27 protein-coding genes and 1 tRNA gene are annotated in these 26,270 nt (G+C 65.5%); 11 read left to right on the top strand and 17 right to left on the bottom strand.

Features of this window, described 5'->3' with window-relative positions; all coding sequences use genetic code 11:
* Positions 1–184 precede the first annotated feature (184 nt).
* From AC1DQQ_RS00490 to AC1DQQ_RS00475, 4 genes are read left to right on the top strand one after another with little or no spacing between them, the layout of a single operon-like run.
* Positions 185–1,300 (top strand): ABC transporter permease, encoded by a 1,116-nt coding sequence (locus tag AC1DQQ_RS00490; protein ID WP_478027603.1) that lies wholly within the window; start codon positions 185–187, stop codon positions 1,298–1,300.
* Entirely contained in the window at positions 1,300–2,103 is an 804-nt protein-coding gene (locus tag AC1DQQ_RS00485; protein WP_478027602.1) for an ABC transporter ATP-binding protein, read from the top strand. Before AC1DQQ_RS00490 ends, AC1DQQ_RS00485 begins: the two co-directional genes overlap by 1 nt.
* A complete protein-coding gene (locus tag AC1DQQ_RS00480; protein WP_478027601.1) occupies positions 2,103–3,053 on the top strand; it encodes an MlaD family protein in 951 nt (316 codons plus the stop codon). The genes AC1DQQ_RS00485 and AC1DQQ_RS00480 overlap by 1 nt, the downstream gene beginning before the upstream one ends.
* Position 3,054: 1 nt before the next feature.
* Positions 3,055–3,636, top strand: a complete 582-nt coding sequence (locus AC1DQQ_RS00475; RefSeq protein WP_478039788.1) for an ABC-type transport auxiliary lipoprotein family protein — start codon at positions 3,055–3,057, stop codon at positions 3,634–3,636.
* 176 nt (positions 3,637–3,812) lie between these two features.
* Here the strand turns inward: AC1DQQ_RS00475 and AC1DQQ_RS00470 are convergent, their stop codons facing one another.
* Both AC1DQQ_RS00470 and AC1DQQ_RS00465 read right to left on the bottom strand, forming a co-directional pair.
* Entirely contained in the window at positions 3,813–4,229 is a 417-nt protein-coding gene (locus AC1DQQ_RS00470; protein ID WP_478027600.1) for a DUF2147 domain-containing protein, read from the bottom strand.
* A gap of 131 nt (positions 4,230–4,360) precedes the next feature.
* Positions 4,361–5,257 (bottom strand): peptidylprolyl isomerase, encoded by an 897-nt coding sequence (locus AC1DQQ_RS00465; protein WP_478043963.1) that lies wholly within the window; start codon positions 5,255–5,257, stop codon positions 4,361–4,363.
* Positions 5,258–5,345: 88 nt separating this feature from the next.
* On the opposite strand from AC1DQQ_RS00465, the gene AC1DQQ_RS00460 reads away from it, so the two are divergent.
* Positions 5,346–5,436: transfer RNA gene (locus AC1DQQ_RS00460), tRNA-Ser, on the top strand.
* A 55-nt stretch (positions 5,437–5,491) separates the two neighbouring features.
* On the opposite strand, the gene AC1DQQ_RS00455 is transcribed toward AC1DQQ_RS00460, so the two are convergent.
* Together AC1DQQ_RS00455 and AC1DQQ_RS00450 are read right to left on the bottom strand one after the other, a co-directional pair.
* Positions 5,492–6,460 (bottom strand): quinone oxidoreductase family protein, encoded by a 969-nt coding sequence (locus AC1DQQ_RS00455; RefSeq protein WP_478043962.1) that lies wholly within the window; start codon positions 6,458–6,460, stop codon positions 5,492–5,494.
* A 45-nt stretch (positions 6,461–6,505) separates the two neighbouring features.
* Positions 6,506–7,045 carry a TetR/AcrR family transcriptional regulator gene (locus AC1DQQ_RS00450; protein ID WP_478043961.1) on the bottom strand — a complete coding sequence of 180 codons (540 nt, stop codon included), beginning with the start codon at positions 7,043–7,045 and terminating at the stop codon, positions 6,506–6,508.
* Between the two features lie 79 nt (positions 7,046–7,124).
* Between AC1DQQ_RS00450 and AC1DQQ_RS00445 the strand changes: the two genes are divergently transcribed.
* Positions 7,125–8,387 carry an MFS transporter gene (locus tag AC1DQQ_RS00445; RefSeq protein ID WP_478043960.1) on the top strand — a complete coding sequence of 421 codons (1,263 nt, stop codon included), beginning with the start codon at positions 7,125–7,127 and terminating at the stop codon, positions 8,385–8,387.
* Between the two features lie 13 nt (positions 8,388–8,400).
* Here the strand turns inward: AC1DQQ_RS00445 and AC1DQQ_RS00440 are convergent, their stop codons facing one another.
* Positions 8,401–8,847 (bottom strand): DUF1348 family protein, encoded by a 447-nt coding sequence (locus AC1DQQ_RS00440; RefSeq protein ID WP_478027595.1) that lies wholly within the window; start codon positions 8,845–8,847, stop codon positions 8,401–8,403.
* A gap of 183 nt (positions 8,848–9,030) precedes the next feature.
* Between AC1DQQ_RS00440 and AC1DQQ_RS00435 the strand changes: the two genes are divergently transcribed.
* Positions 9,031–10,077: an alpha/beta fold hydrolase gene (locus tag AC1DQQ_RS00435; protein ID WP_478043959.1), complete on the top strand. Its 1,047-nt coding sequence runs from the start codon at positions 9,031–9,033 to the stop codon at positions 10,075–10,077.
* Positions 10,078–10,123: 46 nt separating this feature from the next.
* Positions 10,124–10,657: a cytochrome P460 family protein gene (locus tag AC1DQQ_RS00430; RefSeq protein WP_478027593.1), complete on the top strand. Its 534-nt coding sequence runs from the start codon at positions 10,124–10,126 to the stop codon at positions 10,655–10,657.
* 156 nt (positions 10,658–10,813) lie between these two features.
* Here the strand turns inward: AC1DQQ_RS00430 and AC1DQQ_RS00425 are convergent, their stop codons facing one another.
* Genes AC1DQQ_RS00425 through AC1DQQ_RS00415 form a run of 3 tightly spaced genes read right to left on the bottom strand, consistent with a single transcriptional unit; the run spans position 10,814 to position 13,324 of the window.
* Entirely contained in the window at positions 10,814–11,590 is a 777-nt protein-coding gene (locus tag AC1DQQ_RS00425; protein WP_478043957.1) for an alpha/beta fold hydrolase, read from the bottom strand.
* 23 nt (positions 11,591–11,613) lie between these two features.
* Positions 11,614–12,027 carry an organic hydroperoxide resistance protein gene (locus AC1DQQ_RS00420; protein WP_478027591.1) on the bottom strand — a complete coding sequence of 138 codons (414 nt, stop codon included), beginning with the start codon at positions 12,025–12,027 and terminating at the stop codon, positions 11,614–11,616.
* Between the two features lie 28 nt (positions 12,028–12,055).
* Positions 12,056–13,324 carry an epoxide hydrolase family protein gene (locus AC1DQQ_RS00415; protein ID WP_478043955.1) on the bottom strand — a complete coding sequence of 423 codons (1,269 nt, stop codon included), beginning with the start codon at positions 13,322–13,324 and terminating at the stop codon, positions 12,056–12,058.
* A gap of 197 nt (positions 13,325–13,521) precedes the next feature.
* Here AC1DQQ_RS00415 and AC1DQQ_RS00410 point away from each other — a divergent pair, with 197 nt between their 5' ends.
* The 3 genes from AC1DQQ_RS00410 to AC1DQQ_RS00400 all read left to right on the top strand — a co-directional run bounded on the left by AC1DQQ_RS00410 (position 13,522) and on the right by AC1DQQ_RS00400 (position 18,383).
* A complete protein-coding gene (locus tag AC1DQQ_RS00410; RefSeq protein ID WP_478043954.1) occupies positions 13,522–14,631 on the top strand; it encodes a redoxin domain-containing protein in 1,110 nt (369 codons plus the stop codon).
* A gap of 13 nt (positions 14,632–14,644) precedes the next feature.
* The gene (locus tag AC1DQQ_RS00405) at positions 14,645–15,487 is read left to right on the top strand and encodes an SDR family NAD(P)-dependent oxidoreductase (RefSeq protein ID WP_478027588.1); all 843 of its coding nucleotides are present in this window, start codon (positions 14,645–14,647) and stop codon (positions 15,485–15,487) included.
* A 73-nt stretch (positions 15,488–15,560) separates the two neighbouring features.
* Positions 15,561–18,383: an ATP-binding protein gene (locus AC1DQQ_RS00400; protein WP_478043953.1), complete on the top strand. Its 2,823-nt coding sequence runs from the start codon at positions 15,561–15,563 to the stop codon at positions 18,381–18,383.
* 351 nt (positions 18,384–18,734) lie between these two features.
* Here the strand turns inward: AC1DQQ_RS00400 and AC1DQQ_RS00395 are convergent, their stop codons facing one another.
* The 9 genes from AC1DQQ_RS00395 to AC1DQQ_RS00355 are packed head-to-tail and all read right to left on the bottom strand — an operon-like array spanning position 18,735 to position 26,270.
* The gene (locus AC1DQQ_RS00395; RefSeq protein ID WP_478043952.1) at positions 18,735–19,163 is read right to left on the bottom strand and encodes a nuclear transport factor 2 family protein; all 429 of its coding nucleotides are present in this window, start codon (positions 19,161–19,163) and stop codon (positions 18,735–18,737) included.
* Between the two features lie 36 nt (positions 19,164–19,199).
* Positions 19,200–20,894: an acyl-CoA dehydrogenase family protein gene (locus tag AC1DQQ_RS00390; RefSeq protein ID WP_478043951.1), complete on the bottom strand. Its 1,695-nt coding sequence runs from the start codon at positions 20,892–20,894 to the stop codon at positions 19,200–19,202.
* Entirely contained in the window at positions 20,894–21,403 is a 510-nt protein-coding gene (locus AC1DQQ_RS00385) for a DUF3237 domain-containing protein (protein ID WP_478043950.1), read from the bottom strand. Before AC1DQQ_RS00385 ends, AC1DQQ_RS00390 begins: the two co-directional genes overlap by 1 nt.
* 15 nt (positions 21,404–21,418) lie before the next feature.
* The gene (locus AC1DQQ_RS00380) at positions 21,419–22,183 is read right to left on the bottom strand and encodes an SDR family oxidoreductase (protein ID WP_478043949.1); all 765 of its coding nucleotides are present in this window, start codon (positions 22,181–22,183) and stop codon (positions 21,419–21,421) included.
* Positions 22,170–22,565 (bottom strand): nuclear transport factor 2 family protein, encoded by a 396-nt coding sequence (locus AC1DQQ_RS00375; RefSeq protein WP_478043948.1) that lies wholly within the window; start codon positions 22,563–22,565, stop codon positions 22,170–22,172. Before AC1DQQ_RS00375 ends, AC1DQQ_RS00380 begins: the two co-directional genes overlap by 14 nt.
* Positions 22,566–22,594: 29 nt before the next feature.
* Complete coding sequence (locus tag AC1DQQ_RS00370; protein WP_478043947.1) at positions 22,595–23,527, bottom strand: NAD(P)H-binding protein; 933 nt, start codon at positions 23,525–23,527, stop codon at positions 22,595–22,597.
* A 24-nt stretch (positions 23,528–23,551) separates the two neighbouring features.
* Complete coding sequence (locus tag AC1DQQ_RS00365; protein WP_478039758.1) at positions 23,552–25,018, bottom strand: carotenoid oxygenase family protein; 1,467 nt, start codon at positions 25,016–25,018, stop codon at positions 23,552–23,554.
* Positions 25,015–25,890, bottom strand: coding sequence for an NAD(P)-dependent oxidoreductase (locus AC1DQQ_RS00360; protein ID WP_478039757.1), 876 nt, complete (start codon positions 25,888–25,890; stop codon positions 25,015–25,017). The genes AC1DQQ_RS00365 and AC1DQQ_RS00360 overlap by 4 nt, the downstream gene beginning before the upstream one ends.
* Positions 25,887–26,270, bottom strand: coding sequence for a carboxymuconolactone decarboxylase family protein (locus tag AC1DQQ_RS00355; RefSeq protein WP_478039755.1), 384 nt, complete (start codon positions 26,268–26,270; stop codon positions 25,887–25,889). Before AC1DQQ_RS00355 ends, AC1DQQ_RS00360 begins: the two co-directional genes overlap by 4 nt.

Raw genomic sequence — 26,270 nt, 5'->3', positions numbered from 1 at the left:
CGGCATCCCACTCTATGTACCCCGCTCCATATATATACGCGTTGAAACGGTTTGGGGCACAGACCGATGCGGCGCGGTATAACAGCAAGCCGATCGACAAGCCGCGCACTATGGAACGACGCCGAACCAACATGCGCCACAAGTTATTGCCGATCCAATCGTAATCGCCCATGGATATAGGCGGATGAGCGCTCCAGCTGCCTTTACCGACGATTCTGCCGGCGGCACCCTCCGCTTCACCGGCAGTCTGTCGCTCGCGAATCTCGGCGATTTGCCCGAACGGCTGGCAACCTATGACGGCAAGGTCGAGCATATCGACCTGACCGGGATCGAGCGGCTCGATACGATCGGCGCGTGGACGATCCATCGGCTGGCGCAACGCACGGGCGCGGACATCAAGGGCCTGGACGCCGACGCCCAGCATCTGTTCGACCAGGTTCAGGCTGCCGACCAGCCGGTCGTGATCCGAGCCCAGCATGCCCCCGCTTTCTATCGCGTGCTGGGGGAAATCGGCGAAGCGACGATCCAGACGTTCAAGACGATGGTCGGCCTGCTCGGTTTCCTGGGTGCAACGACTTTGGCGTTCGGCGCGATCATCAAGAGCATCTTCGTGCCCCCGCGCCGCTTCCGCTTCAACGCGACGGTGCAGCGGTTCGAGGTGGTTGGCGTCTCGGCGCTCGGCATCATCGGCCTGATGAGTTTCCTGATCGGCATCGTCATTGCGCAGCAAGGCGCGGTACAGCTGCGTCAGTTCGGCGCCGAGGTCTATACGATCAACCTCGTCGGGCGCCTGTCGATGCGCGAGCTCGGCGTGTTGATGACCGCGATCATGGTGGCCGGGCGATCGGGATCGTCGTTCGCCGCACAGATCGGCACGATGAAGCTGACCGAGGAAATCGACGCGATGCGAACGATCGGCGTCTCGCCGATGGAGGCACTGGTCGTACCGCGCGTGATCGCGGCGGTGGTGATGATGCCGTTGCTCGGCTTCTATTCGGCGCTCATCGCAATGATGGGTGGCTGCCTGTTGTGCTGGATCGCGCTCGGCATCCCACCGGTCACCTATATCCAGCGCATCCGCGAAGTGGTGCCGATCAGCGACGTCTATGTCGGGATGATCAAGGCCCCGGTGTTCGGGGCGATCATCGCCATCGCCGGGTGTTTCCAGGGCATGTTGGTCGAGGCCGATGCCGAGCAGGTCGGCCTGCGCACCACCGCCGCGGTGGTCCAGGGTATCTTCCTGGTGATCGTGCTCGACGCGTTCTTCGCGGTATTCTTCTCGTCGGTCGGATGGATTTGATGGCGGACGACGACATCGTCATCCGCGTCCGCGGCTTGAAGAACAGTTTTGGCGAGCAGGTCGTGCACGAAGGGCTCGACCTCGACGTCCGGCGCGGCGAGATATTGGGCGTGGTCGGCGGATCAGGCACCGGCAAGTCGGTGCTGATGCGGTCGATCATCGGGCTGCAGGTGCCCGATGAAGGCGAGATCACCGTGTTCGGCGAACCGACGATCGACCTCGAGGAATATGAGGCGATGGAGATCCGCAAGCGTTGGGGCGTGCTGTTCCAAGGCGGGGCGCTGTTCTCGACGCTGACCGTCGCCGAGAATGTCCAGGTGCCGATCAAGGAATTCTACCCGGGCCTCGATCCCGCGCTGCTCGACGAGATCGCGTCGTATAAAGTGGTGATGACCGGCCTGCCCGCTGACGCCGGGCCCAAATATCCGGCCGAGCTGTCGGGCGGCATGCGCAAGCGCGCCGGCCTGGCGCGCGCGCTGGCGCTCGATCCCGAATTGCTGTTCCTCGACGAGCCGACCGCGGGGCTCGATCCGATCGGCGCCGCGGCGTTCGACGAGCTGACCTTGTCGTTGCAGCGCACGATGGGGCTGACCGTGTTCCTGATCACGCACGATCTCGACTCGCTTTATGCGATCTGCGACCGTGTCGCGGTGCTCGCCGACAAGAAAGTGATCGCGGTCGGCACGATCGACGAGCTGATCGCGTTGGATCACCCGTGGATCGAGGAATATTTCAAAGGCCCCCGCGGCCGCGCCGCGGTCGCGACGCAGGAAGCGGGCATGGGCAAGGCAGGGGCTGACTGATGGAAACGCGTTCCAATCATGTGCTGGTCGGCGGGGTCGTATTGATCCTGCTCGCCGTGCTCGCCTTGTTCATGGTGTGGATCTCGCGCTTCGGCGCCGAGGGCAAGCGCGAATACGACATCCTGTTCAAGCAATCGGTCGACGGCCTGGCCAAGGGCTCGGCGGTCAATTTCTCGGGCGTGCCGATCGGCCAGGTCAAGGACATCAAGCTCGACGCCAAGTCCCCCGAATTCGTCCGCGTGCGCGTGTCGGTCGACGACAAGACGCCGATCCTGCTCGGCACCACCGCCGCGATCCAGGGCAGCTTCACCGGTCCCTCGACCGTCCAGCTGGACGGCGCGCAGGCCGGCCGTCCGCTGATCGATTGCTCGAACAGCGCGTGCCCGTTGGGCGTGCCGCTGATCCCGGCCAAACCCGGCGGGCTCGGCGCGCTCCTGTCCAACGCGCCGCAATTGCTCGAGCGGCTGACGACGCTGACCGAGCGGTTGACCGCCTTGCTCAGCGACCGCAACCAGGCATCGATCGCCGGCATCCTCGACAACACCAACAAGCTCAGCAAGGCGCTGTCGGATCGCGGGCCGGAAATCGCCGCGACGCTGGCCGAGACGCGGATCGCGATCCAGAAGGCGGGCGTGGCGTCGCAGCAGATCGGCGATCTCGCCGCGACGACCAACGGCCTGTTGTCCAACGACGTCAAGCCAGCCGTCGGCAACCTCAACAAGGCGGTGGCGTCGGCGCAGAAGTCGATGGAGACGCTCGACGCCGCGATCGGCGATGCCCGGCCCGGCCTGCAGAGCTTCTCCAAACAGACCATTCCCGAGCTCGGCCAGCTGATCCACGATCTGCGCCAGATGTCGCAGTCGCTGTCCTCGGTGGCCGACAAGATCGATCGCGGCGGCGCCGGATCGATCGTCGGCAGTCCCAAGCTCCCCGATTACAAGGGCAAGTGAGATGACCAAGCGCCTTCTTCCCCTGCTCCTCGCCTTGCCGCTTGCGGGCTGTCTCAGCTTTGGCGGCAAGCCGCCCAAGGTGCTGCTGACGATCAACTCGACGGCAGCCTTACCCGTCGGATCGACGCAGAATTCGGCGAGCGCCAAGACCGTGACCATCCAGGTGCCGGTGGTGCCGCAATCGCTGGCGGTCGCGCGTGTGCCGGTGCAGACCGGCGACCAGCTCGCTTATGTCACCGACGTCGCCTGGGTCGAGGCGCCGCAGCGGCTGTTCGCCCGGCTGATGTCCGACACGATCGCCGCCAAGACCGGCCGCGTCGTGCTGACCCCGGCGCAATCGTTCAGCGACCCCGGCGCGCGCCTGTCGGGCGAGCTGCGCAATTTCGGGATCGACGGCAGCACGCACGAGGCAGTGGTGACGTTCGAGGGCTCGCTGATCCGGAGCGATGCGAGCAAGGTCGAGAAGAAGAAGTTCGAGGCGCGTGTGCCGGTAGCCCAGATCGACGCCAATTCGGTCGGCCCGGCGCTCAACCAGGCCGCCAATCAAGTCGCCGGCGAAGTCGCCGATTGGGTCGGTAGCTGAACTCTGTTCCCGCGACTCTAAAGCCCTCTCCCGCTTGCGGGAGAGGGTTTGGGTGAGGGTCTTCTTTCTTCTTCCGAGCGGTAAGAGTTCAAGAAGAAGAAAGAAGACCCTCACCCTCCCGCCGCCTCCGGCGGCGGGCCCCCCCCTCTCCCGCACGCGGGAGAGGGGATTCAAGTTCAGCGCGCGGCCATTGCGCCCGGGCTCGCGACGCGGCGCCAGATCTGCGCCTTGCAGAACAGCCCGCCCAGGATGCAGCCCTTGATGTTGAGCGTCTGCGCATCGACCATCGTGATCGTCGAATAGAAAGCCGATTGCATATCGGGGACATAGACCTGCCCGGCCCAATGCGCGCGATCGGTCGCGCGATAGCTGCGCAACAGTTCGGTGCCGATCAGCTGGTTCACGCCCTTCTTGCGCGCATCATCCTGCGCCTTGGGGCTTGCCCAGACGATCCAGCCGCAGATCTTGTCGCCGCACGACCCGGTGCGCACCTGGACCGTTCCCTTGGGATTGGCCCATACGCCATCGACCGATGGCGCCACTGGCGGGGTCTGGCCGGCAAGCGCCAGCGCCATGGTAAGCAGCGACAACATAGTGATTTCCCGATTTTCCCGCCTGACCCGGGCATTTCAAACTAATCGCGATATGGGGCGGCAATGCCGCGCCACTAGCGTGGACCATGGCAAGAATTCGTATGTATGCCTCAAGCCTTGCGATGCGCCGGTCAGGTCTTGCGACGTACTGGGACGGGCACGTTGCAGATATCCGCTCCGCCCGCGGGCACGGTGAAGAATGGCGGCTCGCGATTTTCGCGGGCGTGGAGATAGCGCGCGAAATCGCGGCTAGCGGGGGAGAGATATTCGAAATGCGGGCGCTCGCCCGCCGGCAAGGCGCTCGCCAGCCGTGCGCTGACGATCGGCGTCGGTTTCTGGCCATCGCCATAGAAGCCGAGCTTGCCGGTGCCGCGCTCGAGCGAGGACAGAGCGTCGAACCCCTCGATCACGCGCCCGACCAAAGCGATGTTGCGATCGAGCGCGCGCGGCGCATGGCCGATCACCGCGTAGAGTTCGGCGCTGCTGCCGACCGAGGGCGCGAGATCGCGGCCGACGCCGACCATGGCATAGCAATGCGTCAGCCAGCTGCGCTTGCCGTCGGACGCCGCCGGCCAGCCATCGGCGGTGAACCCGGCGAGCGAGGCGAAGCTGTCGGGCCGCGTCATGCGCACCACCGGCAAGCCCCCTGCCCGCGTATATTCGCTGGGCCCGCCATCGGCGACGCCATCGGGCAGCTTCTTCTTCTCGGTGACGTCGCCCCATTGCGCGACGTAATTGTCCTGGATGCGATAGACGCTGGTGTCGTCCCACCAGCGGCGATTGGCGAGGATCCGCATCCGCGCGACGTGCTGGGGCGCGAAAGCGGGCGCGAGCTGGATGATCACCTTGCGCCCGTTGGCCAGCGTGAAGATCAGAATGTCGTCATCCGCGATCGTTCGCCACGACGCGGCCGGCGCCTTGTTGGCGATCTCGGTCGGCGAGAGCGGCGGCGTGGCCGCGGGTTTTTTCGGGGTGTCGGCGGCGGGTTGGCCGGCGAGCGCGAGAGCGAGCGAGAGCAGGATCGGCATGACCGGAAGCTGCCACACCCCCGCCCGATCCGGCAAGCGCTTGCGTGGACGCGCGGGTATCTCTAGGGGCGACGCTTCCCGGCAATGCGGAGCGGTGGCCGAGTGGTCGAAGGCGCTCGCCTGGAAAGTGAGTATACGTCAAAAGCGTATCGAGGGTTCGAATCCCTCCCGCTCCGCCAGCCGGTCTGCTCTACCACGGAACGCCGCCATGCCCGAGCCGTGAGTGGGGCCCGCTCAAGGCATGAGCAGCAACTTGCCCGTTGTCGCACGGCTTTCCATCGCTTCATGCGCCTTCGCCGCATCCGACAGGCCGAACTCGGTCGCGGCGGCCACCCGCAACTTGCCTTGGCGAACCCAGTCGAACAAGCGGCTCGTGTGGGCACGCAACAATTCGGGCGTGGGAATGTGATCGAAGAACACCGCATAACCGAGCTTGATGCTGCGCGGCAGGCTCATGAGATCGATCCGGCCGGGGCCGCCGAGCACCGGGCCGAACCAGCACAGGGTCCCCGAGCGTCGCAAGGAAGCCAACGAGCCGTCAAAAGTCGTGGGGCCCGAACCGTCATAGACGACGTGCACGCCTTCGCCGCCGGTCAGCCGGAGCACCTCGGCAGCGAAATCGCCCTCGGCATCGACCACCACGTGATCCGCGCCCGCGGCCTTTGCCGCCTCGATCTTGGCATTACTCGAAACCCGGCCGATCACCGTGCCGCCGCGCAGCTTGATGATCTGGGTGAGTAATTGTCCCAATCCGCCCGCGGCCGCATGCACCAACGCGACATCGCCCGGCTGGACGGGATAAAAATCGGTCGCGAAGTGGCTGGCGGTCAAACCCTGCATCATCAGCGACGCAGCGGTGCGGTCGTCGATATCGTCGGGCACCGGCACGACCGAGCTGGCGGGAATGGCGATCCGCTCGACATAACTGCCCGGCGCATAGACCCAGGCAACGCGCTGTCCGATCGAGAGGTCCGTCACTCCCTCGCCTAGTGCAATTACACGCCCCGCGCCCTCGACGCCCAGCGCGCGCGGCAGCGGCGTCTCGTGCCACGCCATTCCCTGGCGCACACCCACGTCCATGAAATTGACCCCGCTCGCGGCGACCTCAACCAGCACCTCGCCGGGCCCCGCGACGGGGTTGGGCAGGTCCACCATCTCCAGTACTTCGGTCCCGCCGATCGCGGTCATCACTATGGTCTTCATATCGGACTCCTTGTTGAATGATCGTTCCAAAATTGGGCAAAAAAATCAGCGCAAGGCGCGCATCGCGAGATCGACCAAAGCGGGCAGATGTCCATCGGCGCCCGACCGTGCGGCGAGACGGATGCTGGCAATCGTCGTCACCAGGAAGGCCGCGAGTTGATCGAGATCGAGGTCAGCCGCAATGTCTCCCTGGTCCCTAGCCTTCACGAGTGCGTTCCTTACAGAGCGGGCCAGGATGTCGCCCGAAGCCTCGCGAATCTTCACCAGATCCGGTCGGGTGCAACCGAACTCGACGGTCGAGCCGAGACCGAGGCACCCTCTCCCCGCGTCCGCCACCACGCGATCAAGCATTGCGCGGATTGCGTCGACGCCCCTTTCGCGGCTCGCCAGCACCTCGCCGTGCGCGCGCACTTCCTGCTGCGAATAGTGACGGACCGCCGCCAGATAGACGCCCCATTTATCGCCAAACGTGTCGTAGAGGCTTTGCCGACCGATCCCCATCGCATCGACCAGCATCTGCGCGGACGCGCCCTCGAAACCATGCTCGCGGAACACCTCCACCGCAGCCTCCACAGCGGTATCCACGTCGAATTCCTTGGGGCGTGCCATGCCCATGAATTAATGTACTGGAACGATCGTTCAAGATGTGCTTGGGGAAATTCCAATGATTTTTCTGGCGCCCCGCATCCCGATGATCACCCCGAGCTGGTATCGCGATCTCGACCCGAATGGCCGGCGCGCGTTTCGCAGCACCTATGCCGGGTTCAGCATGGATGCGATGAACATCCAGCTCTATGCGTTCATTCTGCCGGTGCTGCTGACGCTCTGGCACCTCTCCCCTTCGGCCGGGGGATTGCTCGCGAGCGTCACGCTTGTCTCTTCGGCCGCCGGCGGCTGGCTGGCGGGCCTGCTCTCCGATCGGCTTGGTCGAGTGCGGTTGCTGCGGATCACCATTCTTTGCATGGCCGCCTCCACCATATTGTGCGGAATGGCACAGAATTACGAGCAGTTGCTCGTCGCCCGAATGCTTCAGGGTCTCGGTTTTGGTGCCGAATGGGCGGTCGGCGTGGTGTTCATGGGTGAGATCGCCGCAGCGGCGACGCGCGGTCGATTGGTTGGAACCGCGCAGAGCGCCTGGGCAATCGGCTGGGGCCTCGCGACCGCGACATCCGCGATCGCTATCGCCCTGCTCCCGCCGGAATTGGGCTGGCGCGCGACCTTTTTCGTGAGCTTGCCGCCCGCCGTCGCGATCTTTCTCGCCCGCATGCAACTCCGTGAATCCGCCACCTTTCTCGCCAGCGCCGGCGCCGATCGCTGGCATCGGATCTTCTCGCTCGAATTGGGCGGCAACACTGCCCGGGGTTCTCTGCTCGCGATCGGGACGCATGGCGGCTATTGGGCGCTGGCGACTTGGTGGCCGACAATGCTCAAGCTCGAACGCGGCATGACGACGGCCGAGACAGCCATCCACATGGCGATGCTCGTCGGCGGATCGCTCGCCGGCTATATGCTCGGCGCCACGCTCAGCGACCGGATCGGACGCCGAGCGACACTCGCGATCTTCGCGCTGGGCGGGATCGGGACGGTGCTGATCGCGACCGAACTGCCGGTGTCCGACGCCGCGCTGCTCGCGCTCGGCGTCCCGCTGGGGCTGTTCGCGATGGGCCTCTACAGCGCGATCGGGCCGGCGTTGAATGAGCTCTACCCGACGCGCTTGCGTGGATCGGGACTCGGCTTCTGCTACAATGTCGGACGCGGCGTGGCCGGCCTTACCCCTCTCGCGGTGGGCGGTAGCATCGCCGCTCATGGCATCGCGCATTCGATCGGCATCTACGTATCCATCGCCTATGCACTGGTGCTGGTCGCGGCTGCACTGTTGCGCGAAACCAGAGGCATGGATTTCACGCCGGCCGTAGAGGGCGGCTAGCCTCCGTTTCAAACTAGAAACCCAGGTCCGTCAGGCCCGGATGCTCGGCCGGGCGCGGTCCCGCCGGCCAACGCAGAGCACGCTCATGCTCCTGGATAGGATGCTCGTTGGCGGCAGTGAGCCGTCGCACGACCAGCCCGGCTCCGTCGAACGCGGTTTCCTCGCTGCCATAGACACGGAACCACGTGCCGCTGTCATTGTGGAATTCGGCGGCATGGCGCGTGCTGAGCCGGCGATCTCCCTCCGCCCAGATCTCGACGATCAGCCGGAGGTCGATCTCGCGACGCAGCTGGCGCTCGATAAAGGTGCGGATCTGCTCGCGACCCCAAAGGAAGTTCACGCGATTGCGCCACTGACAATCGATCGTGCTGGCGAGCAGGATCGCTTGCAGGTCACGCATGTTCCAGGCGTTTTCCGCGGCACGGACATGCTGCTCCATCGCCGGGCTGAAATTGGGCATCGGCCTTTCGATCCTCTCCGGAGTATCTGCGCGTGCTAGCCTGCTGGCTACTGGCTCCGCCAGTTAGGCGCTGTTAGTTTCCGAAGAGGCATCCCTGACAGCACATCATAGCGGTTAACGAGCGGCCATCGGTGCACCAGGCTATCTCGAGTGCCATTACCCCAACCACGAAAGGACTGAGTCGTGTCGAAGCCCCTGCCCGAAATCTCTACGTTCGATCGCCGCGGCTTCGTCCAGAGCGCGGCTGCGATCGTCGCGACGCTGACCGGCGCCGCGGGCGCCGCACAAGCGGCAACGGCGCCGCGCCGCGCTCCTTCGGCGCCCTCAGCTTTCGGCCCGCTCAAGCAGATCGATGCGGGCGTGCTCAACATCGGCTATGTCGAGATGGGCCCGACCAAAGGCCCGGCGGTCCTGCTCTTCCACGGCTGGCCTTATGACATCAACGCATTCGCCGACGTCGCGCCTTTGCTTGCCGCGCGCGGCTATCGCGTGATCGTGCCACATCTCCGTGGCTATGGCACCACCCTGTTCCGTTCGGCGGGGACGCCGCGCAACGCGCAACAGGCCGCGCTGGCCGCCGACGGGCTCGCGCTGATGGACGCACTCGGCATCGAGACTGCGATCGTCGCGGGATTCGACTGGGGTGCCCGCACGGCGGACATCATGGCGGTGCTCTGGCCGGAGCGGTGCAAGGCGCTGGTCTCGGTCAGCGGTTATCTGATCGGCAGCCAGGCGGGCAACGCCAAGCCGCTGCCCCCACACGCCGAACTGCAATGGTGGTACCAATTCTATTTCGCGACCGAGCGCGGCCGAGAGGGCTATGCCGCGAACACCAAGGCGTTCAATCGGCTGATCTGGCAGCTCGCCTCGCCTCAGTGGAAGTTCGACGCCGGGACCTATGACCGCTCGGCCGCGTCGTTCGTGAATGCCGACCATGTCGCGATCGTGATTCACAATTATCGCTGGCGCCTCGGTCTCGCCCAGGGCGAACCGCAATATGACGCGACAGAGGCCAGGCTGGCCGCCGCGCCGCCGGTGACCATCCCGTCGATCACCATGGAGGGCGACGCCAATGGCGCGCCGCATCCCGACCCATCGCAATATCGCGCCAAGTTCACCGGCCTATACGAGCATCGGTTGATCGCTGGCGGCATCGGCCACAATTTGCCGCAAGAAGCGCCAGCCGCTTTCGCCAAGGCCGTGCTCGACGTGGCGAAGCTCGCCAGCTGACCATCCCGTCGGGGCGTCCAGCTCCGACGCCTTCGAGGAGCACGCCATGAAGCATCTTTCCACCTGCGGCCTCGTGGTGGCGACCCTGGTGTTCGGGGTCTCCGCTATAGCTGCCGCCCAGCGCGTCGAGGATCGGGGTTCGCCAATCTATGGCGTGAAATTGCCCAAGGGCTATCGCGACTGGAAGCTGATCAGCGTCGCGCACGAAGCTGGCAAGAACAACGACATCCGTGCCATCCTGGGCAACGACATCGCAGTGAACGCCTTTCGCACGGGCAAGCGGCCTTTCCCGGACGGCGCGATCATCGTGCGGCTCGCCTGGCGATACGATTCGTCGCCGCGCAACGATAGCGTCTTCCCCGCTCCCCAATCCTTTGTCGCGGGTCCGCCGACCAATGTTCAGGTGAGCGTCAAGGATTCCAAACGCTACGCCGCGAGCGGCGGCTGGGGCTATGGGCAATTCGAGAATGGCGCCGCGAACCAGGACGCGACGCTCACACGATCGTGCTTCGCCTGCCATGTGAAGCTCGATGCGATCGACAAGAACGCCGACCTCGTCTTCACCGGCTATTCGCACTAGGTCCCGACCAGCAAAGTGCCCTGGACAGGTTAGCGGCGTGGGTGTTTTTCCTCGTCCGCAACAAGGAGAAGTACCCACGGCCGGCCCGCTGCGGGGCGAAGCCGACCGTGGGCATGGGCGCCGGCACAGGGGGGCTGGGACCGCCGGCGCCTCAACTCATTGGGCAGTCGCCGCCTTCTCGATCAGGCTGGCCACCGCCGGCGCGTTCGACACCATCACAACGTGCGAAGCGCCCTTCACCACCACCGTCCCGCGCGATTGGGCGCGATCGGCCATGAACTTAAGCGCGGCTGGCGGGATGTTCTTGTCCTTGTCGCCATAAATGAACCAGGACGGGATGTGCTTCCATGCCGGCGCGGTCGAAGCCTCGCCCAGCGCCGCATCGGCGATCGGACGCTGACCGGCAGCCATCAACAGCGCGCCGGCCGCCGGCACGTCGGCGGCGAACTGATCGTGAAAGCGCTCCTGGAGGATGTAGAGATCGTTGCCGCCGCTGGTGAGCTTGACCGGCGGGGCCAGCGCCGGCGCGAGCGTGCTGCCCGGGAACTTGCCGGTCAGGCCGAGCGCCGTCTCGCCCGCTTCCGGCGCAAAGGCCGCGACATAGACCAGCGCCCTGACGTTCGGCGCGCCTTCGGCCGCTTCGCTGATCACCGAGCCGCCATAGCTATGGCCGACGAGCACGACCGGGCCCTGGATGCTCTTGACCAGGTCGCTCACGACATCGGCATCGGCGCGCACGCCGCGCAGCGGATTGGGAGCGGCGACCACCGTGTAGCCGTCGCGCTCGAGCACGGCGATGACACCGTTCCAGCTCGACGAATCCGCGAACGCCCCGTGGACGAGCACTATGGTGGGCTTGGCCGTTTGGGCCAGCGCCGCCGGCGCCATCACGGCAGTGGCGAGCGCAAGCCCGGCGGCAATCCATTTCTTCATGTCATTCTCCTTTTGATTGGCGGTCAGACCAGCGTGACGACGGCATCGATATTGCCCTTGATCGCCTTGGAATAGGGACAAGTCCGGTGCGCCGCCTCGATCAGTTGGCGAGCGATCGCGGGATCGATCCCGGGAACGCTCACGTTCAGTCGGGCAGCCAGCGAATAGCCGTCCTCGCCCTGCCGCAGATCGACTTCGGCGTCGATCGCGAGGTCAGCGGGCAAGGCCATGCCCTTGAGCTTGGCGGCGATCGCCATCGCGCCCTCGAAACAGGCCGACCAGCCGGCGGCGAACAATTGCTCGGGATTGGTGCCGGCGCCGGGGCCGCCGGGGGTGGCGAGCTTGACGTCGAGGCGATCGTCCGAACTGCGGGCGGCGCCTTCGCGACCGCCGGTGACATGGACGCGGGCAGTATACAGGGTCTTGGTATCGGACATGAGACGTCTCCTTGGAGCGGGAAGTGAATCAGCGCAGCAGGCGGAAGGCGGCGCGCACTTGCTCGGTGAACAACTGGGGCTGCTCCCAGGCGGCGAAATGGCCGCCATTGGTCGCTTCGCTGAAATAGAAGAGATTCTTGTAACAGCGCTCGGCCCAAGTCCTGGGCGCGCGGAAGATCTCACCCGGGAACACGCTCACCGCGACCGGCAGATCGATGATGCCGCGCGCGTTGAAATTGTTGGTGTGATCTTCCCAGTAGATCCGGGCGGCGGACGCCCCCGTCCCGGTCAGCCAATAGAGCGAGATGTCGTCGAGGATCGCGTCCCGGCCAAGCACGCGTTCGGGCTGGCCGTTGCTATAGGTCCATTGCGCGATCTTCTCGTACATCCAGGCCGCCATGCCGACCGGCGAGTCGACGAGCGAATAGCCGATCGTTTGGGGGCGCGTGTTCATCATCGCGGCATAGGCCGAATTGTCGCGGTAAAAGGCTGCCAGCTGGTCGAACGCGCCGCGCTCCCTGGCCGACAGGCCCACCGGCGCGGGATCGCCGGCAGCAAGGATCTTGGCAATGTCCGCCGGAACCACCGCGGGCATGTTGAGATGAATGCCGATCAGGCCAGGCACGTGCTGGAGCGCCATGCGCTGCGAGATCACCGAACCGCAATCGCCGCCCTGGCTGACATAGCGGTCATAGCCCAGTCGCTGCATGAGCATGCTCCAGGCGCGGCCGATATGATCCGAGCCCCAGCCGATCTGCGTCGGCTTGGCGGAGAAGCCGAAGCCCGGGATCGACGGTATCACCAGGTGGAACGCGTCTTCGGCCTTGCCGCCATAGGCCGTCGGATCGGTGAGCGGCGCGATGACCCCGAGGAACTCGAGGACCGAGCCCGGCCAGCCATGGGTCAGGATCATCGGCAGCGCATGTTCGTGGCGCGAGCGGACATGAATGAAATGCACGTCGAGACCATCGATCTCGGTCATGAACATCGGCAGCGCGTTGAGCCTGGCCTCGATCTTGCGCCAGTCATAGCCGCGTGCCCAATAGCGCATCAGCGGTTCGAGCGTCTGGCGCCGCACGCCCTGGCTATCATCGCCCGCGGGCTGCGGGTCGGCCCAGCGGGTCTCGGCAATGCGACGCTGCATCGCCAGGATTTCAGCCGCGGGAATGGCGACCTTGAAGGAGCGGATGGCGCTGCCTCCGGCCTGCGCGCGCGCCATGGCAGGCATGGCGCCGAGCGCCCCCGCCACACTCGCGCCGACGACGAACTGGCGGCGCGAGGGTTGGTCTGCGAACATTGGCTTCTCCTCGTGATCTGGTCGCGGCCAAATCTAGCGAAGAAGGGGCGCGGCGCCCGTTAAGTGGAGCGATGCGGCGTTAGCCTTCACGCATCCGTTACGGCTTTCAGGAACTAACGCGCGGCCGCTCACAGCTAACAAGCGGTGCCGCGGCGCTGGCCTATATCGGCGCTGACCAGCAAGATGAGGCAGGTACCATGACCCTGAGACGTTCCCTCGGTTTCGCCGTCGCCGGCATCGCTGCGGCCGGCGCCACCACCGTCATCTGCTTCGGTGATGCACTCGGTCTCGTCCGTTCCCCGGCCAAGGCCGACGACTCCATCGTGTCCGCGCGCTTCGACACCCCCGCACACCCGATCGAGGTGCTGCAGGGCGCCAGGCCCTGGCTCACGCCCGTGCCGGACGGACCCAAGGCGCTCCGCGGCAAGGTCGTGGTGGTCAATTTCTGGACCTATTCGTGCATCAACTCGCTGCGCGCCCTTCCCTATCTTCGCACCTGGAGCGAACGATATGGGAGCAAGGGGCTCGACGTGATCGGCGTCCACGCGCCGGAGTTCGGCTTCGAGAAGAATCCGGCGAACGTCCGCCTCGCCACCAGCCAGCTCAGTGTCGCTTACCCCAACCTGCAGGACAATGATTATACGGCGTGGCGCGCCTTCGCCAACCAGGGCTGGCCGGGCATTTACTTCATCGACGCGAAGGGCAAGGTGCGCGGCTATCGCCTGGGCGAGGGCCGATATGACGAGGGCGAGCGGCTGATCCGCACGCTGCTCGCCGAGGCGGGGCATGACGTCTCCGGCGTCCCCATCGCTCCGATCGAAGGTACGGGAGTCGAGGCGCAAGCGGATTGGGCCGACCTCGGCTCGCCCGAAGCCTATATCGGCTATGACAAGGCCGCCGACTTCGCGTCGCCAGGCGGCTTCCGCAGCGACGCGCCGGGCAGCTACGCTTCCGCCGCGCGGCTATCGCTCAACCAATGGGACCTCGCGGGCAGCTGGAAGGTCGGCGGCGAATATGCGCTGCTCGACAGCGGCCCCGGCACCATCCGCTTTCGCTTCCATGCGCGAGACGTGCATCTCGTGCTCGGCGGCACGGCCGACGGCAAGCCGGTGCGCTTCCGCGTGACGATCGACGGCCGCGCCCCCGGTGCCGGCCACGGCGTCGATGTCGACGCGGCCGGCTGGGGCGAGGTCAGGGAGGACCGGCTCTATCAGCTGGTCCGCCAATCCGGCGCCATCGTCGATCGCACCGTCGCGGTCGAGTTCAGCCGCCCCGGCGTCCGCGCTTATGTTTTCACCTTTGGCTGATGGGAGCGGAACGATGACACGGACCTGGCTGGTGACCGGCAGTTCGCGCGGCTTCGGTCGCGCACTGTGCGAAACGATCCTCGATTCCGGCGACAATCTGCTGGCGACGGCGCGCGATCCGGTCCAGCTCGCCGGGCTGGGCGACGGACGCCCGGGCAAGCTTGCCACCGCCCGGCTCGACGTGACCTGCGAGGAAGACGCCGCCGCCGCTGTCGCCACCGCGATCGCCGAGTTCGGCACACTCGACGTACTGGTCAACAATGCCGGTTATGGCGATATCGGCTCGGTCGAGGATACGCCGCTCGATTCCTATCGCCGCCAGATCGAGACCAACCTGTTCGGCACGATCATCATGACCAAGGCGGTTATCCCGCACATGCGCGAGCGGCGCGCCGGCCATATCATCCAATTCTCCTCTGTCGGCGGTCGTCTCGGCGCACCCGGCCGCGCACCCTATTCGACGGCGAAATGGGGAGTGGAGGGCTTCTCCGAAGTGCTTGCGCAGGAAATGAAGCTGATCGGCGTGCGGGTGACGATCATCGAGCCTGGCGGCTTCCGCACGGACTTCGCCGGGGCCTCGACGACGCTCGACCCCGGCCGCCCGGAATATGACGCAGTGGTCGGCAATGCCGCGCGCATGCAGGCCGCCTATGATGGCAAACAGCCCGGGGATCCCCGCCGGGGCGCGCGGGCGATCCTCGAAATCGTCTCCGTGGACGCCCCGCCGCTCCGCCTGCCGCTCGGCAGCGATGCCATCGCCGCGATCGAGCGCAGTGACCGGACACGCCTCGACGAACTGGAACGCTGGCGGCCGCTCAGCATCTCCACCGATTTCCCGAAAGATCCGGGAGAATAGTATCTAGCCAAGGTTGAGGCGCGCCGTCGCTCGCGGCATGGATCGGTCGACCAGACAAGGGTAATGGCGGATCGTGGCGAACCTGGAACAGCAGCTTGGCGAAGGCATAGGTTTCGGGCCCTTCCGCCTGTCTCCGGGCGAGCGGCTGCTGACGAAGCGCGGCAAGGCGGTCGAGATCGGCGGACGCTCGTTCGATCTGCTCGTCGTGCTGACCGAGCAGCCTGGTCGCGTCTTGTCCAAGCGCGAGTTGCTCAAGCGCGTCTGGTCGGACGTAGTGGTGGAAGACGGCAGCCTGCGCTGGCACATGGCAAGCCTGCGCAAGTTGCTCGGCGATGGTGTCGACGGCGCGCGCTACATCGCGACCCAGGTCGGCGTCGGCTACGCTTTCGTCGCGCCGATCGAGCGGCAAGGCGACACGGCATCGCCGCGCCTGACCGACGGAGAATCGAGACCCGCTGGCGGCACCAATCTGCCTGCCCACCTGCCCCACCTGATCGGGCGTGAGCGCGACGTTGCCTTCCTGACGGAACGCATCGCCGATACGTCGCTCTTCTCGATCATCGGCCCGGCGGGCGTCGGCAAGACCTCGCTCGCGATCGAGGTCGGGCGCCAATTGGCCGGCAAATTCGACAACCAGGTCGCGTTCGTCGACTTCAGCATGATCGAGAATCCGGCAGTGGTCCCCTCGATGATCGCCGGTGCCATGGGGATCGCGGTGCAGAGCGAGGACCCGCTCGCGGTGATCCTCGGCCATATCCGCGATCGGGCCTTCCTGCTCATCCTCGACAATTGCGAGCACGTCATCGAGCCGGTCGCCAGCGTCGTCGAGCAGATCGTCGAGGCAGCGCGCCAGGCACGCGTGCTGGCCACCTCGCGCGAGCCGCTGCGGGTACGCGGCGAACATGTGCTGCGCCTCGATGCGCTCGGCTATCCTGAGGAATTGTCGGGGCTGACGCGCGACCAGCTCCTGGCCTTTCCCGCGGTCCAGCTCTTCTGCGAACGCGCCACCGCCGCCGACAGCGCGCTCGTCATCGACGAGGACGCTGCGCGGTTGATCGCGGAGATGTGTCAGCGCCTCGGCGGGATGGCGCTGCCGATCGAGCTCGCCGCGGTGCGCGTCGCGACGCACGGCGTGGCTGCCACCGCACGCCAATTGGGCGAGCGGTTCAGTCTTGGCTGGGCGGGCCGGCGGACTGCGCAACCTCGCCAACAGACGCTGCAGGCAGCGCTCGACTGGAGCTATGATCTGCTCTCCGGCGTCGAGCGCACCGTATTTGAAAGTCTATCGGTGTTCGTCGGCCCTTTCTCGATCGACGCTGCGCTGGAGGTAATCGCGGATGTCGGAATCGGATCGGACGAGATCGCCGCCGCGCTCGACTCGCTAACCTCCAAGTCGCTGATCGCGCCCGATCGTTCGCGACGCACCGACACCTATCGGCTGCTTGAGATGACCCGCGCCTATGCCCGGGCCAAGCTGTCGGAGCGTGGGGCGGAGAGACAAAGCGCGGTCGCCCGCCGCCACGCCGCCTTCTTCCTCGCCGAACTCGAGGCGGCGGAGGAGGAAGACGAAGGCATGCTGCAGGACGCCAAGCCCTTGCGGCAGCAGCTCGGCAACATCCGCAGCGCGCTCGACTGGAGCTTTGGAAGCAGCGGCGACCCCAGGATCGCCGTGCGGCTGGCCGCCGCCAGCGCGCCTGTCTTCCTCAATCTTTCGCACTTGATCGAGTGCCGCACCTGGTGCGCCCGCGCCCTTGCCGGGATCGACGAGGCGCAGCGCGATACCGGACTGGAACTGGAGCTCCAGGCGGCACTCGGCATCACCTTGATGTTCACCCGAGGCAATAGCGAGGCGGCGGGAGACGCGCTCGGCCGTGCGCTCGAGATCGCGACCGCGCTCGACGACAAATGGAATCAGCTGCGTCTGCTCGGCCGCCTGCACATCTTCCATGAGCGGATCGGCGAATATACGGCCGCGCTGCGCTATGCCGAGCAGGCAGTGGAAGTCGCCGAGATCATCGCCCTGCCCGAGGCGATCGGCGTGGCCTATTCGCTTTCGGGCATCTCACACCATCTCGCGGGCGACCAGAAGCGGGCTCGGCGAGACCTCGAACTTTCGCTGAGCAAGAGCCCCGCCTCGGCACGCAGCAGGACCATCCATTATGGCTTCGATCACCGGAATCGTTCCGGTATCGCCCTCGCGCGGACCTTATGGCTCTGCGGGCATGCCGACCAGGCCGGACGGCTCGCACGCGATGTCGTGCGCGAGGCAGCCGGCCTCGATCATTCGGTCACCCACTGCATCGCGCTGATCTGGTCGTTGTCGATCTCTTTGTGGATGGAGGACTTTGCTGTAGCTGAGGAGGATCTCGCGACATTCACCCAATGCGCCGAGGTCAATGCGCTCGGTCCTTATATTATTGCCGCGGCGGGCCTTCGCGGCGAGCTGGAGATCCAGCGCGGTCGCACCGGGGACGCGCTGGGCGCGGTCGAGGAAAGCCTCTCCCGGCTCCGCGCGGCGCGCTACGAATTGCTCACCACGCCATTCTCGATCGCTCTGGTGAAAGGCCTCATTCTGGACTCACGGCTCGACGAAGCGCGGGACCTCGTTGCCACTACCCTCGCCAATTGCGATGCGAATGGCGAGCGGTTCGCGGTGCCGGAACTGCTTCGCCTCAAAGCCGAGGTCGTGCGACTTAGCGAAGGAGCGCCCGACGCCAGCATCGTATTGCTCGAAGAGGCGCTCACGCTGAGCCGTGCGCAGGGCGCCCGCGCCTGGGAACTCAAGATTGCGATCGATCTCGCCAAGGCGCTCACTGCGGAGCAGAAAATGGAAGAAGCGACCGCCCTGCTCGAAGCCGTTTGGCCGGATTCGTTACCCGGAGCACTGTCAGGTTGATGGGGGCAGGCGATAGCGGGCGCGTATGAGCATAGATCAAGAGCGCCATCCCCTTAGTCTCAATCCTCGTCCGAGGTGCCCCTGATGTCATGTACGTGCGATTTCTGCTTGGTCCCGAAGCACCGAGGACTGCTCGCCGAGCGGCGCACCGACGGACGCTCGCAAGTTAGGCAGCTGTTCCCAAAAGCTGAACTCCATCGTCCAGAGAGCGGTTAGCGTTGGTCTGACAGCTCCGCCATTTCCTCTGACAGCGTTAGCGGTAAACCGTCATTTTCCCGAAACTGGCGGTTCCGCGCCATTTGCGCCACCGCGAAGAGACGGCTCCGCATTGGACTGCCCGCTCCCGCTCGGTTATTCGGCCAGGCCGGTAATGATCCTGCCGACTGGTTCGAGCACCGCGCAATCGGCACGGGAGAACCGGCCGTCCACCACTTGGTAATGGATGAATTGCCGCATCTCGACGACGTCACCCCGTTCCAGCGCGACAAGCCGCTCGAGTCCCTTTGCGGCGAGCATTTCCGCGGTCAGATCATGCCTTGCTTCCAGCCGAACCGTCGCCTCCAGCGCAACCGTGCCGTCGTCGCTGAGGAAACGGCTCAGCGAGATCGTTTCGTCCACATGCGCGTGGAAGAACGAATAGAAATCCCGAATCGCCCGGTGCCCCCGCAGCGCCAGGCCGGCAAAGGCGATTTCCGCGTCATCGTGGAAATGGGACAGGATGCCGTCATAGTCCCTCGCGTTGAACAGGTCGAGATAGGCAAGATATTGCTCGAGGTTCACGTTACTCTCCGTCGGCGTCGTCAGGCACGTTCCCAGTCATTCCCCGCCGGGCATTTCCAAGGGTGCCAGCCGCGCCTCGCCCAGCATCGCCAGTCGGGCGAGATAGTCGCTTCGCAAGTCGAGCTCCGCGAGGAAGAAGCGCGCGGCCATCACCATTTGTCGGCCGGTTTCGTCATCTCCGCCCAGGCGGTCGATGCGTGCGGCTACCCAGCCCTGGGCGGCGAGCTTGCAGAGGTCCAGCAAGGCGGTCGCGCCGGCCTCCGCGCGCCTGGGCGTCGCTTCCCATTCGATGAACGCCCGCGCGGTCTGCTCCAGCCGGTCTAGCGTGACGGCCAGCTGGGGCAGATCCTCGCTATCCTGACGCGCCAGCGCGACGAAGGCGGCGAGCCCCACCCCACGATCGCGCCACAGTCGGCGATGGACCAGATCGAGCGCCTGAATGCCGGTCGTTCCCTCGAAGATGGGGAAGACCCGAGCATCGCGCAGATAGCGCTCCACCGGCCATTCGCAGGTGTAACCGGCCCCGCCGAGCACCTGCACGGCATCGCTCGACACCTCGAACGCCGCCCAGGCGCTCCCATCCTTCACCAGCGGCAGCAGGAACTGCGCCAGCATCATCCATTCCTCGCGTTCGGCGGCATCCGTCGACCGTCCCACCAGCTCCATCACCATGGCAGCGATCAGGTTGAGACCGCGCGACAGCTCCACTTTGGCAGCCATCGCGAGCAACTGGCGCTGGACGTCGGCATGGGCGGCGATCGGCATCGCGCGCTGTTCCGGCGCTCCGCCCTGACGGCGGTCCTGCGCATAGCCCCAGGCTGCACTGAGCGCGGCGCTGGCCACGCCCGAACCCTGGGGCCCGCAGGCAAGGCGCATGAGCAGCATCATGCGGAACAGGTGCTGTAGGCCGCGGCCCTCCTCGCCAAGCAGGTAACCTTCGGAATCCTCGAACCCCAGCGCGCAGGTTGGCGACCCGTGCAGGCCCAGCTTCTCCTCGACGCGCCGCACCGCGATGCCATTGGGGGCGCCGTCCTCCAGCGTCGAAGGTACCAGGAACAAGCTGAGCCCCCGCGCGCCTGCCTTGTCGAGACTACGCGCCAGCATGAGGTGGCCGATGCGCGGTGCAAGATCGTGATCGCCGAAAGAAATCCAGCATTTTTCGCCGGAGACGAACCATCGCCCATCTTCCCGGCGCGCCCGGGTCCGGATCCGGCCGACGTCCGACCCGGCGTCCGGCTCCGATATGCAAATCGTCGCCGCCCATTCGCCACTGAGCAAGCGAGGCACCCACGTCTCGCACAGGGATTGGGGCGCGGTTTCGAGCAGCAGCGCCGCGCCGGAGCGTGCGGGCGTCGCCAGCATATAGAAGGCGGCCGAGGCGCGGTTGAACAATTCCTCGCAGGCGGTCACCAGCGGAAGAGGCAACCCCTGGCCCATCGGCTCGGCAACCGACATCGCCAGCCAGCCCATCCCGGCGAAAGCCTGCCACGCCTTCTTATGGGCCGCATCCGTCCGCACGCGCCCCTCTTTCAGGCGAACACCCTCGCGATCGAGTATGGTCCCCAACGGCTCGAGTTCGGTGTCGGCGAAGCGCGCGGCTTGTTCCAGAACCGCACCGGATATCGACAGGTCAAGCAGGCCGGGCGCCAGCTTATCGAGCCGGTCACGCAGCGGCAGGATCTCGAGGTGACGACGAAGGGCCTGCGCCTGGCCCGAATAAGAGAAATCCATCAAAGGAGCGCGAAATAACGGATGGTATTGCCGGTCAGCTGGCGCGTGCCGATGCCGACGACGACCGTGCTCATCAACCAGTCGTAGGGGCCGGTCTCGACCTCGAACGTCGGCGTCGTGCGCAGATAATAATCCCCGAACGGCACTGGCGGGCCATTTTCGAACATCCAGGCCTGGATGCGCGGGATCACGTCGGGCGCGCGGCCGGCGAGATAGCCCGTGTTCCGCATCAGGATGAGCGTGCCGTCATCGGCTTCGAGCATGTAGCGCGCGTCGAGCCCCAACACCTTGTCGGGCCGGAACAGCGCCCAATCGGCGCCGCTCTGCGGTACGACCCGGCCGTTGAGGTGCGGTCCTTTGATCGTGCCGGTATCGAGATAGGTCGCGCCACGCCCCGCGCCGCTGGGCATATTCTGGATGTTCTGGATGTTCTTCCAGGACAGCGCGATCTCGAACAGGAACTCGAAACGCGGTGCGTCGGGAAGCGAAGTCTGGGCGAAATAGGGCATTGTGCAAATCCGATTTCAGAAGCTGACGGTACCACCATCGACCAGGAGGTCGATGCCAGTGATGAAACTGGACCGGTCGGAAGCGAGGAACAAAACGGCGTCCGCCGCTTCCTCGGGAGAGCCGAACCGGCCCATGGGAACGGTCTCCTCGATCATCCGGCGGAAACCGGCGATCTGCTCCTCGTTCATGTCGCCGCGCGTAATCAGCGGCGTGTCGATCGGGCCCGGGCTGAAACAATTGACGCGGATGCCGCGCTTGACGAATTCCACGCCGAAATTGCGCACCAGCGCGCGCAGCCCCGCCTTGCTCGCCGCATAGACGCTGTTGCCGGGCAGGCCCTTGCAGTGCCCGATCGACGAAGTGAGGATGACCGAGGCCCCCTCGCGCAACAGATCGGACGCAAGCTTGACCGCGAAATAGGGGCCCTTGAGGTTGGTCAGCATGATCTCGTCATAGAATGCCTCGTCCACCGCCTCGACCGGGCGAAAGGCCCCGGTTCCGGCATTGACGAGGAGCACATCGATCCGTCCTTCGCGCGCGGCGATCGATTCCATCAGCGCGCGCGTGGCATCGAGATCGCCGATGTCCGCCTGGACGACGCGGCCCCGATCGCCGAGGTCGCGCGCCACTCCGGCTAGTGTTTCCGGATTGCGGCCGGTCACGATCACCCAGCCGCCCTCACGCGCGAAAGCGAGCGCGGCGGCCCTGCCGATACCGCTGTTGCCGCCGAATACGACCACCACCTTGCCGGCGAAGCTGCCCATGTCAGAAGATGCCATTGTCGTTGGCCGACGTCCCGGAAATCGGTTGCATCGCGTCCCAATGCTCGGCGATCCGTCCATCCGCGATCCGGAAGATGTCGATCACCGCGTTGCCGGGCGTGCCCGGCTCGATCACGACATGGACGTGGGCGATCACATGGTCGCCATCGGCGAACAGGCGTTTTACCTCATGGTGCGCGTCGGGCGAGGCGTCCCGCGCCCAGGCCAGGAAGTCCTTGAGCCCCTGCGCTCCGGTCCTGGCCACCGGGTTGTGCTGGATATAATCCGCCGCGAAATAGGCATCGACGCTGGCCGGGTCGAGCGGCTCAAGCACATCGTCATAGACGGCGCGGACAAGGCGAAGGTTTGCCTCCTCGGCCGCCGAATAGACGCGCGTCACGCGATCCTGCTCGCTTCGCATCGGCACGATCAGGCGGCCGATGCGCCGGCGGTGGCGTGCCGGGCTCCGGCCCTGATTTCGAACAATGCGCGAAGGCTGCGAGGCTTGCGACCGGTCAGCCGTTCGAAGTCATCGGATTCAACATCGAAGAAGCCATCACGGATGGCCACTTCCAGGCTGACGATATCGTTCGAATTCCACGGATTGTCTCCGACGACGAGATTGTCGACGGGCTCGCGGGGAACCCCAAGCGCGTCGAAGATCGCATAAAGGCCCGTCTCGTCGGTGACGTCGAAGCGCACCGGCTTCCCCATGAATTCTGCGGCCAGCGCCGCCACTTCACGGAATGGGAGAGGTGCGGGGCCGGTGATGTCATAAGCCCGGTTTGGCTCGCCCGCGCCCAGCAGCACGGCGACCGCTGCGTCCACACAGTCTTCGCGCCAGACGAACGGCATCCGGCCGTCGCCCGCTACCGACACCATCACCCCCGAGGCGGCAACCATTGGCGCGATCACGTCGGTGACGGCATCGGCATATTGCGCGTCGCGAAGCGATGTCCAGTCCAGCCCGGACTGCCGCAGCAACGCTTCGGTGCCGCGATGATCGGTCACCGCCTCGGACGGATTGTCGGGATCGCCCGCGCCGAGGAACGAGGTGTAGATCACGTGCCGCGCGCCAGCCTTACGCGCGGCATCGATCGCCGCGCCGTGCTGCGGCACCCGCTTGCCGACGCGAGTTCCGCTGATCAGCAGCATCCGCTCGGCCCCGGCCAGCGCTGCCGGCAGGCCCGCCGGATCGTCGAAATCGCCCTTGCGCACGATGCAGCCGCGCGCCGCGTAATCCGCCAGCTTTGCCGGCGTGCGCGACAGCAGAATCAGGTCGTGCGGGGCGATGGTTTCGAGCAGGCGATCGGTCGCCATCCGTCCGAAATGCCCCGATGCGCCGGTGATCGCGATCTTCATGCCGTTGCTCCCTTCATTGCCGTTTCAGTCTTCGCAATGATGATCGAGCCGGACCCGTGGCACCCAGGTGCCATGAACCTGCTCGCAGGTAGCGAAGGGCATCAACACCTTGGCGACCGGCCCCTTGGCGATCGCGTCGGCTTCGAGAATCCAGACCTCCTGCGCGACCTGGCCTTCGCCCAGGATCCGGTCGACCATCAGCAACAGCCAGCCGCCATGACCCGGGTCGCGCGCGGGAACGTGGACCGGCTCGTTGAAGCCAAGGCCCGGCCCTTCCGAATAGCTTTCCAGCGAACCGTCGGCGAGCGAAACCCGCAACAGGCAATTGAAGAGCAGTTCGCCCGGACCGTTTTGGAACATCGTGATCTTCGCCGGATCGACGGTGAGGTACCAGCCGCGATCATAGGCTTTACCGGCATCGGCAGGGACGATCAGCGGCATCTCGCCGAAGGGTCCGATCTTCCATTCGGCAATACCGGCCTCGGGATCGGCAAGGTCCATCGTCCAGCGGGTCAGACCGCCATCGACCGGGATGTCCAGCCCCGAATCCTGGGTGATGAACGGGATCAGGTTGGTGACCGCCATACACTGGTCGAGATGCACCTTGGTGCCTTCGGTGAACGCGTTCATCACGTGATAGCTGTGAACGCCGACGGGTCCCCTGAACCAGACCAGTTCCTCCACCTTGCCGTAGCGCGGCATCACTCCGATCCAGCAATGATCGTTCTGGTCATGGATCCAGTGCGGACCGCCTTCTTTCAGCCGGGCGAGATCAGCCTTGGTGGGGTAGACAGTGAAGATCGCATGGTCGCTGGTGATCGCGAAATCATGCATCAGCGCGCAATATGGCGCGTCGAACCATTGTTCGGAGACCAGTTCCCCCTCCGCAGAGACCACGCAATAGGAGACGGTCGGACTGGCGAGGCCGTTCGCTTCATAGCCGAACAGGAAAAGCTCGCCGGTGTCGGGATCGATCTTGGGATGCGCGGTCAGCGTTTCCGAGCGCAGCTTGCCGCCATAGTTCCACTTGCCGATCGTCTCGAGCGTGCCCGGGTCGATCCGATAGGGTAACCCGTCCTCCTTCGACATGAACAGCCGCCCGGCATGATAATAAGGCGTCGTGTTGGCGACGGTCCCGTTCACCCCCTCGGCCAGCGGATCGTTGGTGTAGGGATTGCGGTAGCGCCCGAACAATGATCGACCGGCCTTCCGTTCGGCCAGGAAGCGGTCGGTATGTACGTAACGGATGCCGCAGTTCACGCGGCCGTGCTTGAATTCGATCTTGCTGATCATGCCGTCGCGCGACAGCACGACGTCGTCGGACCGCATCGGTACGTAGGCCGGATCGTGGACGGCGCGGAAGAAGGCGCCATCAATATCCCCCGGAATCTCGCCTTCGACATAGATGTCATGGGCGCTGGCCTCGATGTGCCTGGGCCGGTTGAGCCCCAGATAGTGCACGGTATCGGGGTAGCTGGGCGAAATGTTCATGCTTCCCGCTCCAGGTTATGCCGGACGAACTTGTCATATTCGGAAAAGTCGGCCGCGGTGCCGAGCGCTGCGAGCGCGTCGCTCCACTGACGCATGGTGGCCTGCAACATGGGCAGGTTCAGCGCCATGCCGTCACGCATCCCGTCGGCGAGACCCACGTCCTTGGCCATCAGCGCGAGCGCGAAGCCCTGCGCATAGGTCTTGGGCAGGACATGGTTGCGCACGACCGTCTCACCTACCGCGCTGCGGCCGGTCGAGCTGTTGATGACGTCGAGCAGGGTAGCGGGGTCGAGCCCGAAGCGCTCGCCCAGCGACAAGCCCTCGCAGGTCGCGGCCAGCGTGCAGGCAGCGATCGCCATGTTGATCGCCTTGGCGGCATGTCCCGCGCCCAGCTCGCCGACCGGCACCACCCGCGCGCCCAGGCATTCGAGGATCGGCATGAGCCTGGCCAGCAGCGCCTGGTCCGTTCCGCCGACCATCAGCGTCAACTTGCCTTCCCGTGCCAGCGGCACGCCGCCGGAGACGGGCGCATCGACCAGTCCGATGCCAAGCTGCTTCAGATCCGCGCCCAATTGGACCGTGCCGCCCGCTTCGGACGAGCTGCAGTCGATCACGATCGTGCCCGGCTTCAGAACCGAGGCCACATCTCCCTGTCCCAACAGGACATCGCGCACGATCTGGCCAGTGGGCAGCATGGTGATGACCACGTCCGCGCCGGCGGCCGCTTCGCGGGGCGTACCTCCCCAGGCCGCGCCGAATTCCGCGGCAAGCGCGGCATTGGCATCCGAAACGCGCAGGTCGAAGCCTCCGTCGATGAGGCGCCGAGCCATCGGCTGGCCCATCATGCCCAGGCCGATGAAGGTCACCTTCATGCCTTGGCTTCCTCGATCTCGGTGAACGCCGCTTCGGCGGCGCGCAGCGCGGTGAAGCTGGCGGGAACGCCACAATAGATCATGGCGTGGAGCACCAGGGCGCGGATTTCCTCCATGGTGAGGCCATTGGTGACGCCCGCCTTGACGTGCATCTTGATCTCCAGCTCCTTGCCCTGGGCGATCAGCATCGACAGCGTCGCCAGGCTGCGGTCGCGCCGGCTCAGGTCGGGATTGCCCCAGGTCTCACCAAAGCAATAGCGCGTCATCAGGTCGTGGAACGGGCGGGTAAAGTCGGTCGCGTTGTTCCACGCGACTTCGGCCAGCTGAGGGCCGAACATCTCGCGGCGGACCTGCATGCCTTTTTCGAACATATTCTCCAT

The sequence above is a fragment of the Sphingomonas sp. P4_G3 genome (assembly GCF_056401105.1).
This window is presented reverse-complemented; position numbering and strand designations above follow the sequence as displayed.

What these genes read in the sequence shown, in the direction of transcription:
- AC1DQQ_RS00490 (WP_478027603.1), top strand. Translation starts at nt 185, where the DNA reads ATGAGCGCTCCAGCTGCCTTTACCGACGATTCTGCCGGCGGCACCCTC.
- AC1DQQ_RS00485 (WP_478027602.1), top strand. Translation starts at nt 1,300, where the DNA reads ATGGCGGACGACGACATCGTCATCCGCGTCCGCGGCTTGAAGAACAGT.
- AC1DQQ_RS00480 (WP_478027601.1), top strand. Translation starts at nt 2,103, where the DNA reads ATGGAAACGCGTTCCAATCATGTGCTGGTCGGCGGGGTCGTATTGATC.
- AC1DQQ_RS00475 (WP_478039788.1), top strand. Translation starts at nt 3,055, where the DNA reads ATGACCAAGCGCCTTCTTCCCCTGCTCCTCGCCTTGCCGCTTGCGGGC.
- AC1DQQ_RS00470 (WP_478027600.1), bottom strand. Translation starts at nt 4,229, where the DNA reads ATGTTGTCGCTGCTTACCATGGCGCTGGCGCTTGCCGGCCAGACCCCG.
- AC1DQQ_RS00465 (WP_478043963.1), bottom strand. Translation starts at nt 5,257, where the DNA reads ATGCCGATCCTGCTCTCGCTCGCTCTCGCGCTCGCCGGCCAACCCGCC.
- AC1DQQ_RS00455 (WP_478043962.1), bottom strand. Translation starts at nt 6,460, where the DNA reads ATGAAGACCATAGTGATGACCGCGATCGGCGGGACCGAAGTACTGGAG.
- AC1DQQ_RS00445 (WP_478043960.1), top strand. Translation starts at nt 7,125, where the DNA reads ATGATTTTTCTGGCGCCCCGCATCCCGATGATCACCCCGAGCTGGTAT.
- AC1DQQ_RS00440 (WP_478027595.1), bottom strand. Translation starts at nt 8,847, where the DNA reads ATGCCCAATTTCAGCCCGGCGATGGAGCAGCATGTCCGTGCCGCGGAA.
- AC1DQQ_RS00430 (WP_478027593.1), top strand. Translation starts at nt 10,124, where the DNA reads ATGAAGCATCTTTCCACCTGCGGCCTCGTGGTGGCGACCCTGGTGTTC.
- AC1DQQ_RS00425 (WP_478043957.1), bottom strand. Translation starts at nt 11,590, where the DNA reads ATGAAGAAATGGATTGCCGCCGGGCTTGCGCTCGCCACTGCCGTGATG.
- AC1DQQ_RS00420 (WP_478027591.1), bottom strand. Translation starts at nt 12,027, where the DNA reads ATGTCCGATACCAAGACCCTGTATACTGCCCGCGTCCATGTCACCGGC.
- AC1DQQ_RS00415 (WP_478043955.1), bottom strand. Translation starts at nt 13,324, where the DNA reads ATGTTCGCAGACCAACCCTCGCGCCGCCAGTTCGTCGTCGGCGCGAGT.
- AC1DQQ_RS00410 (WP_478043954.1), top strand. Translation starts at nt 13,522, where the DNA reads ATGACCCTGAGACGTTCCCTCGGTTTCGCCGTCGCCGGCATCGCTGCG.
- AC1DQQ_RS00405 (WP_478027588.1), top strand. Translation starts at nt 14,645, where the DNA reads ATGACACGGACCTGGCTGGTGACCGGCAGTTCGCGCGGCTTCGGTCGC.
- AC1DQQ_RS00390 (WP_478043951.1), bottom strand. Translation starts at nt 20,894, where the DNA reads ATGGATTTCTCTTATTCGGGCCAGGCGCAGGCCCTTCGTCGTCACCTC.
- AC1DQQ_RS00385 (WP_478043950.1), bottom strand. Translation starts at nt 21,403, where the DNA reads ATGCCCTATTTCGCCCAGACTTCGCTTCCCGACGCACCGCGTTTCGAG.
- AC1DQQ_RS00380 (WP_478043949.1), bottom strand. Translation starts at nt 22,183, where the DNA reads ATGGCATCTTCTGACATGGGCAGCTTCGCCGGCAAGGTGGTGGTCGTA.
- AC1DQQ_RS00370 (WP_478043947.1), bottom strand. Translation starts at nt 23,527, where the DNA reads ATGAAGATCGCGATCACCGGCGCATCGGGGCATTTCGGACGGATGGCG.
- AC1DQQ_RS00365 (WP_478039758.1), bottom strand. Translation starts at nt 25,018, where the DNA reads ATGAACATTTCGCCCAGCTACCCCGATACCGTGCACTATCTGGGGCTC.
- AC1DQQ_RS00360 (WP_478039757.1), bottom strand. Translation starts at nt 25,890, where the DNA reads ATGAAGGTGACCTTCATCGGCCTGGGCATGATGGGCCAGCCGATGGCT.
- AC1DQQ_RS00355 (WP_478039755.1), bottom strand. Translation starts at nt 26,270, where the DNA reads ATGGAGAATATGTTCGAAAAAGGCATGCAGGTCCGCCGCGAGATGTTC.